11 protein-coding genes are annotated in these 10,174 nt (G+C 68.8%); 4 read left to right on the top strand and 7 right to left on the bottom strand.

Annotated features, from left to right (window positions below; translation table 11 throughout):
- A partial coding sequence (locus tag AC3XYG_RS00315) for a Dyp-type peroxidase (protein ID WP_489137819.1) occupies nt 1-416 on the bottom strand: 416 nt, incomplete at its 3' end.
- A gap of 263 nt (nt 417-679) precedes the next feature.
- Here AC3XYG_RS00315 and hslV point away from each other — a divergent pair.
- Both hslV and hslU read left to right on the top strand, forming a co-directional pair.
- Nucleotides 680-1,228: an ATP-dependent protease subunit HslV gene (hslV, locus tag AC3XYG_RS00310; RefSeq protein WP_489137818.1), complete on the top strand. Its 549-nt coding sequence runs from the start codon at nt 680-682 to the stop codon at nt 1,226-1,228.
- A gap of 70 nt (nt 1,229-1,298) precedes the next feature.
- Nucleotides 1,299-2,615: an ATP-dependent protease ATPase subunit HslU gene (gene hslU, locus AC3XYG_RS00305; protein WP_489137817.1), complete on the top strand. Its 1,317-nt coding sequence runs from the start codon at nt 1,299-1,301 to the stop codon at nt 2,613-2,615.
- Between the two features lie 53 nt (nt 2,616-2,668).
- Here the strand turns inward: hslU and AC3XYG_RS00300 are convergent, their stop codons facing one another.
- The 3 genes from AC3XYG_RS00300 to AC3XYG_RS00290 form a co-directional block, all read right to left on the bottom strand.
- A complete protein-coding gene (locus tag AC3XYG_RS00300) occupies nt 2,669-3,166 on the bottom strand; it encodes a type I secretion C-terminal target domain-containing protein (RefSeq protein WP_489137816.1) in 498 nt (165 codons plus the stop codon).
- On the bottom strand, nt 3,163-4,074 hold the full coding sequence (locus tag AC3XYG_RS00295; protein ID WP_489137815.1) for a calcium-binding protein: 912 nt from the start codon (nt 4,072-4,074) through the stop codon (nt 3,163-3,165). Before AC3XYG_RS00295 ends, AC3XYG_RS00300 begins: the two co-directional genes overlap by 4 nt.
- Nucleotides 4,075-4,380: 306 nt before the next feature.
- Nucleotides 4,381-5,310 carry a LysR family transcriptional regulator gene (locus tag AC3XYG_RS00290; RefSeq protein WP_489137814.1) on the bottom strand — a complete coding sequence of 310 codons (930 nt, stop codon included), beginning with the start codon at nt 5,308-5,310 and terminating at the stop codon, nt 4,381-4,383.
- A 111-nt stretch (nt 5,311-5,421) separates the two neighbouring features.
- Between AC3XYG_RS00290 and AC3XYG_RS00285 the strand changes: the two genes are divergently transcribed.
- Complete coding sequence (locus tag AC3XYG_RS00285) at nt 5,422-6,597, top strand: MFS transporter (RefSeq protein ID WP_489137813.1); 1,176 nt, start codon at nt 5,422-5,424, stop codon at nt 6,595-6,597.
- A gap of 60 nt (nt 6,598-6,657) precedes the next feature.
- Here AC3XYG_RS00285 and AC3XYG_RS00280 read toward each other — a convergent pair whose 3' ends face one another.
- Nucleotides 6,658-8,061, bottom strand: coding sequence for an esterase-like activity of phytase family protein (locus AC3XYG_RS00280; protein WP_489137812.1), 1,404 nt, complete (start codon nt 8,059-8,061; stop codon nt 6,658-6,660).
- A gap of 89 nt (nt 8,062-8,150) precedes the next feature.
- A complete protein-coding gene (locus AC3XYG_RS00275; protein WP_489137811.1) occupies nt 8,151-8,807 on the bottom strand; it encodes an FMN-dependent NADH-azoreductase in 657 nt (218 codons plus the stop codon).
- A 110-nt stretch (nt 8,808-8,917) separates the two neighbouring features.
- On the opposite strand from AC3XYG_RS00275, the gene AC3XYG_RS00270 reads away from it, so the two are divergent.
- Nucleotides 8,918-9,826, top strand: coding sequence for a LysR substrate-binding domain-containing protein (locus tag AC3XYG_RS00270; RefSeq protein WP_489137810.1), 909 nt, complete (start codon nt 8,918-8,920; stop codon nt 9,824-9,826).
- Here the strand turns inward: AC3XYG_RS00270 and AC3XYG_RS00265 are convergent.
- Nucleotides 9,798-10,174, bottom strand: a 377-nt coding sequence (locus AC3XYG_RS00265) for a Smr/MutS family protein (RefSeq protein WP_489137809.1), incomplete at its 5' end; no start/stop codon positions are given. The two genes, AC3XYG_RS00270 and AC3XYG_RS00265, sit on opposite strands and share 29 nt — an antisense overlap.

The following is a 10,174-nucleotide window of genomic DNA, read 5'->3' as shown; positions in this document are numbered from 1 at the left end:
TCGAAATAGTTGAAGCCGTGCACCTCGTCGACCACCGCGACCGCGCCGTCGAGCTGCGCCATGATCTGGGTGGCCAGGGCGAAGCACAAATCCATGCGCCCGGCGCGGATGTGGAACAGGATGTCGCCCGGCGTCGAGACGGCGTGATGCACGCCCTTGATCTCGCGGAAGGGATGCAGGTCCTTGGGCCTCGGCGTCCCGAACAGACGGTCCCAGGCGTCGGACCCGAAGCCCATGACGCAGGACAGTCCGCCATCGAGATCGCGGAAGCCGACCGCGCGCACCAGGCCGGCCAGCTTGCCGCACAGGGTCTTCACCGAATCGTCGTGCTCGCGTCCGGCATTGATCGTCGCGACCATGAAGATGGCGGCGCGGGTCAGCTTGGTGGCGACAGGCTGGCTTTGAACTGATGGCACTTGGTCACATCCGTTGGTGACTGGCGTTGGCGGCTGGCATCGGTGACTGGCCCGGCACGGGTCCGTGCGGAGCCCCGCACCACTATCCCCAGGGCCGTTGCCGGTGGCAACTGCCGATGCCGGCGCCGGAGGGGGGACCGTCCGTGAGACTTGATCCCTCCACCGGACAGTCCAATCTAGGCGGTGCGGGCCGGATGGCCCGTTCAGCCCTCGGGCAGGCCGCACGGCCCGCCATGACCTCTAGCGTTTCCGGATTTTTCCCCATGTCGTCTTCCGAGAGTGCCGCCTGGCACGGCACCACCATCCTCGCCGTGCGCAAGAACGACCACGTCGTCATCGCCGGTGACGGCCAGGTCACCGCCGGCAACACCGTGATGAAGGGCACCGCCCGCAAGGTGCGGCGCCTGGGCGACGGCAGTGTCATCGCCGGCTTCGCCGGGGCGACGGCCGACGCCATGGCCCTGTTCGAGCGGCTGGAGGCCAAGCTGGAGAAGCATCCGGGCCAGCTGGCCCGCGCCTGCGTCGAGCTGGCCAAGGACTGGCGCACCGACCGCTACCTGCGCCGGCTGGAGGCGATGATGGCGGTGTGCGACGCCCGGGTGTCGCTGATCCTGACCGGCACCGGCGACGTGCTGGAGCCCGATGACGGGCTGATCGGCATCGGCTCCGGCGGGCCCTTCGCCCTGGCCGCCGCCCGCGCCCTGTTCGAGAATGCCGAGATGGATGCCGAAACCGTGGCGCGCAAGGCGATGAAGATCGCCGGCGACATCTGCATCTACACCAACCACAACGTCACGCTGGAGAGCCTGTGATCGCGGCCCTGCCCGCCTTCCGCCCCAAGGCCCGCACCGCATCCCGCTGTTCCGTGAAAGACACGCCGTCATGACCGACACCGCCAATTTCAGCCCGCGCGAGATCGTCTCCGAACTCGACCGCTTCATCGTCGGCCAGAACGATGCCAAGCGCGCCGTCGCCATTGCCCTGCGCAACCGCTGGCGCCGCCAGCAGCTGCCCGAGGCGCTGCGCGAAGAGGTGCTGCCGAAGAACATCCTGATGATCGGGCCGACCGGCGTCGGCAAGACCGAGATCGCGCGCCGGCTGGCGAAGCTGGCCAATGCCCCGTTCCTGAAGGTCGAGGCGACCAAGTTCACCGAGGTCGGCTATGTCGGCCGCGATGTCGAGCAAATCATCCGCGACCTGCTGGAAATCGCGATCAAGATGACCCGCGAAAGCCTGCGCAAGGAGGTCGAGGCCAAGGCCGAGATCCGCGCCGAGGACCGGGTGCTCGACGCGCTGGTCGGCGACAGCGCCTCGGCCGAGACCCGGCAGAAGTTCCGCAAGATGCTGCGCGAAGGCCAGCTGAACGACCGCGAGATCGAGATCCAGGTCGCCGACACCGGCGCCGGCATGCCGACCTTCGACGTCCCCGGCATGCCGGGCGCGCAGATGGGCATGCTCAACATCAACGACATGCTGGGCAAGGCCTTCGGCAACCGCACCAAGCCACGCCGCATGACGGTGCAGGAAAGCCACGTCGTGCTGCTGGCCGAGGAATCGGACAAGCTGCTGGACCAGGAGAAGGTGACCGCCGCGGCGATCCACCTGGTCGAGCAGCACGGCATCGTCTTCCTGGATGAGATCGACAAGATCACGGCGCGGTCGGAGCGCGGCGGCGCCGATGTCAGCCGCGAGGGCGTGCAGCGCGACCTGCTGCCGCTGATCGAAGGCACCCAGGTGGCGACCAAATACGGCACGGTGCGCACCGACTACATCCTGTTCATCGCCTCCGGCGCGTTCCAGCTGGCCAAGCCGTCCGATCTGCTGCCGGAGCTGCAGGGCCGCCTGCCGATCCGGGTCGAGCTGCAGGCCCTGACCCGCGACGATTTCCGCCGCATCCTGACCGAGCCGGAGCACAGCCTGGTCAAGCAGTACACGGCGCTGCTGGGCACCGAAGAGGTGACGCTGGAGTTCACCGACGACGCGATCGACGCCCTGGCCGATCTGGCGGCGGAGGTCAACCGCGCGGTTGAGAACATCGGCGCCCGGCGGCTGCACACGGTGCTGGAGCGGCTGCTGGATGAGGTCAGCTTCACCGCCTCCGACCGCTCGGGCGAGACGGTGCGGATCGACGCCGCCTATGTCCACGACAAGGTCGGCGCCCTGACCCGGAACACCGATCTGAGCAAGTTCATCCTGTAACGTGCGAGAGGGGTGCGGATTCATCCGCACCCCGTCCCGGGACGATCGGCCGGTTACAGCAGAAAGTCGGCCCCGGTCAGGGCCGTGGCGGAGTGAACGTCGATCGCGAAGTCGGCGACACGGTCGCCGTTGATGTCGCCAAGGACGATGCTCACGCCATCGCCACCGGCGACGACGATCACCTCATGCCCGGTTCCGGAGAAGGAGTCGCCGGCATTGAAGGTGAAGGCCGTGTTTCCGTTGTGCGAATGGCCGTCACTGTCAATCGGCCGCAGGTCGATCCTGTCGCCCTGCGCGTGGGAAAAATCCGTGATGGTGTCGCGCCCGGCCGCACCGACCGTGCTGTCGGTCACATCGCGGAAGACGAAGAAATCGGCCCCGCCGCCGCCGGTCAGCGTGTCCGCACCGGTGTTGCCGAGCAGCACGTTGGCCCCACCGTCGCCGGTCAGCGAATCATCATGCGTGGAGCCGTACAGGTTCTCGATGCTGCTGAAGTGGTCGCCTTCGGCATCGCCACCATGGCCGGTGCCCGTCGCCAGGTTGACCGTCACACCCGCGGCGCTGGTCTGATATAGGCCGTGTCGCTGCCCGCCCCGCCATCAAGGGTGTCGGCACCCGCCCCGCCGACGAGGCGATCGTTTCCGTCGCCGCCAACCAGGCTGTCGGTGCCGTATCCGCCATAGAGGGCGTCGCTGCCACCGCCGCCGACCAGGCCGTCGATGCCGTTGCCGCCATCCAGGCGGTCGTCGCCGCCCCCGCCAGCCAAGGTGTCATTGCCGTCGTTTCCGACCAGCGAATTGGCGCCGTTGTCGCCCGTCAGATGGTCGTCGAAGGCCGAGCCCCAGAGATTTTCGATGCTATTGAAGGTGTCGCCCAGGGCTTCGCCACCGGTGCCGACGCCCGCCTCCAGGCTGGCCGTCACGCCGGACGTGGCCTCGTGATAATAGGCCCAGTCCGAGCCGGCGCCACCGACCAGCTGGTCGGCCCCTTCGCCGCCAACGAGCTTGTCGTTCCCGGCGCCGCCGTCCAGCATGTCATCGCCGCCCTTGGCGTAGAGCACGTCGTCACCGGCGTTCCCGGCAAGGGCGTTGGCGCCGCCATCGCCGGTCAGCCGATCGGCAGACCCCGAGCCGGTGAGATTCTCGATGTTGTAGAGGGTATCCCCCTGGGCATCGCCGCCATGGCCCGTTCCGGCGAGGAGATCGACTGTGACCCCACCGCATGACTGGGTATAGTCGGCGGTATCGACGCCGCTGCCGCCATCGAGATAGTCGGCGCCCTGCGCCCCGGTCAGCCGGTCGTCCCCGGCTTGACCGTACAGCACGTCATTGCCTGAACCACCATCGAGGAGATCGTTGCCGCCGCCCGCGGCAATAATATCGTTGCCAGAGTTTCCATAGAGATGATCATCCCCATTGGTGGCACAGGGAAGATCGTTGGAGCCATGGGGAACCTGCATCCCGTCGTGGCGGACATGAATCGCGTCACTCCATTTGGAGCCTGATACATTTGACACTTGGATTATACTCCGGTCATTCGAGAATGAACGAACCGCCCTGTCCCGAATGCCTGATCGGCACTGTCGGGTGTGCTCCGCAGCACTTGAATGAGACGTTATATAGAATTTTACATAAAGGCAATTAACATAATATGTAGATTCGATATAATATTATTTCGAACTTTATGATTCTCAGTTTTTCCTGCCTGGCTGCTGGCGCCCGGCGTGCCCGCCCTTGTCAAAGACAGTCGATCGGATATGCAGGGTTCACGGCAATCGGCGGGTTGCCAGCGGCGGTTCGGTCGCCCCGGTGTCGGCCTTCAGACACTCCACGACGAAATCGACAAAGACCCGGACCTTGGGCGACAGGTGGCGGTTCGACGGCCAGACCAGCCACAGGCTGCCGCGCTCGACCATCGCATCGGCCAGCACCGCCTGCAGCCTGCCGTCGGCGAGATAGTCGCGGGCGACATAGACCGGCAGCTGGCCGACCCCGAGGCCGCCCAGCGCCGCCAGCAGTTTGCCGTCGGAATTGTTGAACACCAGCCCGCCGGGCAGGGGTGTGTCGGCAAATTCCGGCCGGAACGACCAGGGCTGCAGCCGGCCGCTGGACGGGAACCGGAAATGCAGGCAGCGGTGCCGCGCCAGGTCGCGCGGATGGGCCGGCGTCCCGTGGGTCCGGAAATAGGCCGGGCTGCCGCAGACCACGAAATGCTGCGGCCCGAGCCGCCGGGCAATCAGCCTGGTGTCGCCGAGATCGCCGGTGCGCACCGCAATGTCGATGCCGTCCTCGACGATGTCGACCAACTGGTCGTCCAGGTTGAAGTCCAGCTCGATGTCGGGATAGCGGCCGGTGAATTCGCCCAGCCGCGGCAGCAGCAGCACCCGGCCGACGAAATGCGGCACGCTGACCCGCAGCCGGCCGCGCGGCGCCTCGCGCACCTGCGCCAGGCTGGCCTCGGCATCCTCGACCTCGTCCAGGATGCGGCGGCAGCGTTCGTAAAACAGCGCCCCCTCCTCCGTCAGCCGGGCGCTGCGGGTGGTGCGTTCCAGCAGGCGTACGCCTAGCTTCGCCTCCAGCCGTGCCACGCTCTTGGCCACGGCTGAGGCGGAGATGCCGAGCACCCGGCCGGCGGCGACGTAGCTGCCCTTTTCCGCGGCGCGGGCGAAGGCGGCGATGCCGGTGAGACTGTCCATGACCGAATTCCGGATGTTATGTCCGGAGTGAGTGTCCATCTGGCCCCAGTTTCGTCAATCCCGGACAAAACCTACGTTCATCTCGTCGCCTTCACTCCATCGGGACCTGACATGACCGCCACGACTGCAATCGCGGAGTCCGGGCTGCGCCGGCTGCTGCCGATGACCGCCACCGTCTTCCTGGGGTTGATGACCATGGGCATCCCGCTATCGGTGCTGCCGCGACAACTGCACCACACGCTGGGCTTCGACATGGTCACGGTCGGCTGGGTGATGGGCGTCGAATCGGCGGCGACGCTGCTGACCCGCCGCTTTGCCGGCCGCACCACCGACCGGCACGGGCCGAAGGCGGCGATGCTGATCGGCCTGGTCGCCAGTGCCCTGTCCGGCGCCGCCTACCTGCTGGCGCTGCTGCCGGGGCTGGGGGCCGGGGGCGCCCTCGTCATCCTGGTGCTGGGCCGGGTGGCGATGGGCGTGGGCGAAGGCCTCTTGTTCACCGCCGGCAGCGCCTGGCCGATCGGCATGCTGGGCATGGCCCAGGCGGGCAAGGCGCTGTCGTGGATCGGCATCGCCATGTTCGGCGGCATCGCCGCCGGCACGGCGCTGGGCAGCGTGCTGCAGCAGGGCTTCGGCTTCGCCGCGGCGGCGGCGGCGGCGCTGGCTGTGCCGCTGCTGGGCTTTGCCATCGCCCTCGGTGTGCCGGCGGTGCGGCTGGCGCCGCAGCCCGGGACGCTGCCGTTCCGCCGCATCCTGAGGCTGATCCTGCCCTCGGGTGCGGGCTTCGCCCTCGCCATGGTCGGCTTCGCCGCCATCGGCTCGTTCCTGGTGCTGGCCTATGACGCCAAGGGCTGGGCAGGTGGCGGTATGGCGCTGACCCTGTTCGGCGCCGGCTTCGTGGCGGCACGATTGCTGTTCGGCGGCCGGTCGGACCGGGCAAACGGGCCGGGCACGGTGATCGCCACGCTGACGGTGGAGGCCGCCGGCCTGCTGCTGCTGGCCTGGATGCCGGGCCCCTGGGCCGGCATGGCCGGCGCCGCGGTCACCGGCTTCGGCCTGTCGATGGTCTATCCGCTGCTGGCGCTGCCGGCGATCCGCCGGATACCCCAGGGCGATCTGGGCACCGCCATCGGCACCTACGATGCCGGCGCCGACGTCGCCATCATGGCCGGCACCCCGATCTGCGGCGCCTTGGCCGCCGGCTTCGGCTTCCAGGCCGTGTTCCTGTTCGCCGCCGGCACCGCCCTGCTGGCGACGGGGCTGGCGGTGACCGCGTATCGGGAGCGGTGACACAATTTGCGTGGCCTCTCCCCGCGCCGCGAGGCGAGGCCACGCACAAATCTCTGCGTCCTACTTCCCGTTCAGCAGCTCCGGCACGGTCAGCAGGACGAACTCGTTGTCGTCCTGCCGGTCGACGGCGCGGCCGGAGGAGAAGGGCAGGTTGTTGTCGTTGGCGACGATGATGTGGTCGGCGTCGACCCGGGCCACATTCTCGTTGGTGACGAAGGGGAAGCTCAGCACGCCGTCACGCCCGCCCTGGCGCGCCTTGTGGTCGGGGTCCTGCATCGCCAGCAGGTCGATCGAGCCGATCTTGCGCAGGAAGCCGTCGGCATCGGTGTCGGCCAGGTCGACCATGAAGACGCGCTTCAGCCTGGCCGGGGTGGCGAAGCAATCCGGCTTCGGGTCGCCCTGGCAGGCCTTGGCCGCATCGCCCTCGCCCTGGTCGCGCTCGATGATCAGGCCGCGGGTGCCGCCGATCAGGTTGAAATCGCCGATCGAATTGCCGTTGGCCTCGAGCCGGTACTTCCAGAACTTGCCGGTGAATTTCTTCGACGCGACGTCGAATTCCAGCACGCGCAGGTATTCATGGCCCTGGGCATCGGCCTCCGGCGCGCCCTTGGCCGGGTCCCACAGGCCGCCTTCCAGCAGCGGGTACAGGGTCTTGCCGTCCTCGGACGCGGCCATGCCCTCGAAGCCCTTGCTGCGGCGCGATTCGAAGGCCACCGGGCCGGGGGCGCCGGGCATGGTGATGTACGGGTTGTCGGGCGACCGCACCGGCTTGCCGTCGGCCACCGTGTCGACCACGGACAGCACATGGCCGGCGGCGTCGGTCTCGATCAGGAACGGCCCCAGCTCGTCACCGAACCAGAAATGGTCGCCGACCGGCTGGATCGATTCGATATCGAAATCGGCGCCGGTCAGGTAGCGCTCCTTCGTCGCCTCGGTGACGATGCGGAACGGCACTCGTCTGTCCGGGTCGCTCAGGAACAGCGTGTTCAGCACCGCGACCCGGCCGGTCTGCCAGTCCGGCTTGACCCGATGCACCATCAGCATCGCATCCGGCGAATTGGCCTTCGAGCCGAAGCCGTTGTCGGTCAGCACGACATATTCGCCGTTGCCGACCGGCTTGATGCCGCTGAAGCCCTGCACCGCCTGGCCCACGAACGGAAAGGTCAGCCCGGTCTCGCGCACGGCGTTGCCGGAGCCGGTGGTGCCCATGACGCTGAACGGCCGGTCGATCCGGGCCAGGGTCGGGCCGGCAAACTTGGCCGAGGTGGCGAACATGGCGGGCGCATCGGCCGGCGGCACGGCGAAGGTCATCGCCGGCAGCACGGCATGGCCGGCCAGCACGGCCGGATAGGCCTGCGGTGCGGTGGCATCGGCCGCCAGCACCCCGGCGGTGGACAAGCCCAGACCAACGATAGCTGCGGCCAGCGCGGCCAGCGAAGCGGCGGCGCGACGGAACGAACGCATGGATCCCCCTTCTCGAACGAAAGCGGCGGGAGAGTGCGGACGGGCGATGACGGCCGGATGACGGCGGCGTGAAACTCTCGCGTCGGGCGCTACGCGGCCGCAGCCTCTTCCGTCATCCGCGCCACCAGCCGGTCGATCTCGACCTCCGCCGCCTGCAGCGACCGCTCGATCCGCTCATCGGCGAACTCGTCGTATTCGGCGGCGATGCCGGTGGCGTCGGTGATGCCGATGTAGCGGAACACCGTGCGCAGATGCGGCTCGACATGGTTCATGCCCTCCAGCCGCTCACCGGGGCCGTAGCCCCAGTCGCCGCGGGCGCCGAGCGTGACCAGCCGCTTGCCCGACAGCATCGGCCAGTAGGGTTCGCCGGCGCGGCTGCGGTCGAAGCCGAAGGTGCGGCCGACCCGGACGATGTTGTCGACCCAGGCCTTCATCTGCGCCGGCAGGCCGAAATTGTACATCGGCACCCCGGCGACGATCAGGTCGGCGCGCTCCAGCTCCTCCACCAGTGCGTCGCTGGTCGCCAGCGTGGCGCGCATCTCATCCGTCCGACGCTCCGGCCTGGTGAAGGCGGCGGCGATCCAGGCCTCGGTCACCGGCGGTGGCGGGTCGATGCCGACATCGCGGCGGATCACGTTGTCGTGCGGCCGGCGGGCCAGCCAGGCCGCGACGAAGCGGGCGGACAGGCGCCGGCTGTGCGACCGGCCGGTGCGGGCGCTGGAATCGATGTGCAGGATCGTGGTCATGGCATGATCTCCGGGATGTCTCCGGCCCAGGAGATGTGCGCTTTCCGGCTTGCCGACAAAGGCGAATCCCTCATCTTATGGCTGAGGTGAATTCAGCTGTCGGAGAGACCTTGCGTCGCCTGCCCCCGCTCGCCGCCCTGCGCGCCTTCGAGGCCGCGGCCCGCCATCTCAGCTTCAAGCGCGCGGCGGCGGAGCTGCTGGTGACGCCGACGGCCGTCAGCCACCAGATCCGGCTGCTGGAGGAGACGATGGGCCTGCGGCTGTTCGAGCGGCGGACCCGGCAGGTGGTGATGACCGAGGCGGCGCAGCGCCTGTACCCGGTGCTGCGTGATGGCTTCGACGCCTTCGCCCGCAGCATCGACGGGCTGTCGGCCCAGGCCCGGCCGCTGGCCGTGACCCTGACCGCCACCCGTGCCTTCACCGCCCGGCTGCTGGTGCCGCGGGTGGCGGCGTTCCAGCAGCGCCGGCCGGACATCACCCTGCGCCTGCTGGCGGCGGACAAGCCGGTGGACCTGGCCGCCGGCAGCGCCGACCTGGCGATCCGCTATGGCGGCGGCGCCTATCCCGGGCTGCGGTCGGAGGCGCTGGGCACCGACCGGATGGCGCCGGTGGCGCATCCGTCGCTGGGGCTGACCGCGCCGGAGCAGCTGGCCGGCCAGCACCTGATCCATTTCGAATGGCAGGTGCCGCACCCGGACAAGCCGTCCTGGCCGCGCTGGTTCGCCGCCGCGGGGCTGCCGGAGACCTCCGCCGCCGCCCTGCATTGCAGCGACGAGAGCCACGCCATCCAGGCGGTGGCGGCCGGGCATGGCGTCGGCCTGCTGAGCCTGACCCTGGTGGCGGAGGAGCTGGCGAATGGCACGCTGGTGCAGCCCTTCGGCCCCGTCATATCAGGCATGGGCTTCCACCTGGTGCGCCTTCCGGGCGCTGAGAACGAGGCGGTGGCGGCGGTGCGGGGCTGGATCCTGGCCGAGTTCGGCCGGCCAGCCGCTACTCCTCGCGCCGGCGCTTCAGGATGACGTAGAGCGCGCCGGAGCCGCCATCGCGCGGGTGGGCCGGGGTGATGGCGACGATCTTGCTGCGCAGCGGCGGTTCGTTCAGCCAGACCGGGACATTGGAGCGCAGCACGCTTTCGCCGTTGGAAAAGCTGCCCTTGCCGGTGATCACCAGCAGCGTCTTCTTGCCCGCCCGCTGGGCCGAGGCGATGAAGCCGATCAGCGCGTCATGCGCCTCGATCTGCCGCATGCCGTGCAGGTCGAGCCGGCCTTCGATCTCCTGCTTGCCGCGGCGCAGCCGGTCGGCGCGGTGGCCGTCGATGCCTGTCAGGTCGCCACTGTGCAGCCGCTTTGCCGTCGGCGTGGCCAGGG

The sequence above is a fragment of the Inquilinus sp. genome (assembly GCF_057815775.1).
Note: the sequence above shows the minus strand (reverse complement) of the source record. Positions and strands in the feature narration are given on the sequence as shown.

Bases quoted from the DNA above. Each gene is read 5' to 3' on its own strand.
- hslV (WP_489137818.1), top strand. From the start codon at position 680: ATGTCGTCTTCCGAGAGTGCCGCCTGGCACGGCACCACCATCCTCGCC.
- hslU (WP_489137817.1), top strand. From the start codon at position 1,299: ATGACCGACACCGCCAATTTCAGCCCGCGCGAGATCGTCTCCGAACTC.
- AC3XYG_RS00295 (WP_489137815.1), bottom strand. From the start codon at position 4,074: ATGCAGGTTCCCCATGGCTCCAACGATCTTCCCTGTGCCACCAATGGG.
- AC3XYG_RS00290 (WP_489137814.1), bottom strand. From the start codon at position 5,310: ATGGACAGTCTCACCGGCATCGCCGCCTTCGCCCGCGCCGCGGAAAAG.
- AC3XYG_RS00285 (WP_489137813.1), top strand. From the start codon at position 5,422: ATGACCGCCACGACTGCAATCGCGGAGTCCGGGCTGCGCCGGCTGCTG.
- AC3XYG_RS00280 (WP_489137812.1), bottom strand. From the start codon at position 8,061: ATGCGTTCGTTCCGTCGCGCCGCCGCTTCGCTGGCCGCGCTGGCCGCA.
- AC3XYG_RS00275 (WP_489137811.1), bottom strand. From the start codon at position 8,807: ATGACCACGATCCTGCACATCGATTCCAGCGCCCGCACCGGCCGGTCG.